Origin of the sequence: Paraburkholderia sp. SIMBA_027, from assembly GCF_046535315.1 — a bacterium.
Taxonomy (GTDB): Bacteria; Pseudomonadota; Gammaproteobacteria; order Burkholderiales; family Burkholderiaceae; genus Paraburkholderia; species Paraburkholderia tropica.
This window is the reverse complement of sequence record NZ_JAWRWY010001472.1, coordinates 1-241: the sequence shown is the minus strand read 5'-3', so window position 1 is coordinate 241 and position 241 is coordinate 1. Positions and strand designations below refer to the sequence as shown.

The window sequence follows — 241 nt, the reverse complement described above, 5'->3', positions numbered from 1 at the left end:
ATAGTACAAATGCTGACGGTCGCCGGCCGCGTGAACTTCAGGAAAGGCGCGTCCGGCCACTCGGCGCAAAAACCATTCTTCCGACAGCAAAGCCTGGCCCGCGTCGCTGTCATCGTCACAGTCCAGCGGCAGGGTTTTGAGTAACCACGGCTGCTGCTGGGCGTCGTGCACCCGGTACAGCAAGGACTGTCGACTCTGTGCCAGCACCCCTTCAACCTGCCAGCCTTCAAACCGTTGCCCG

1 protein-coding gene is annotated in these 241 nt (G+C 61.4%); it reads right to left on the bottom strand.

What is annotated here, in order from left to right; all coding sequences use genetic code 11:
- Positions 1-241 (bottom strand): hypothetical protein (locus SB764_RS44080; RefSeq protein ID WP_410867322.1); only part of this gene is annotated, 241 nt, incomplete at both ends.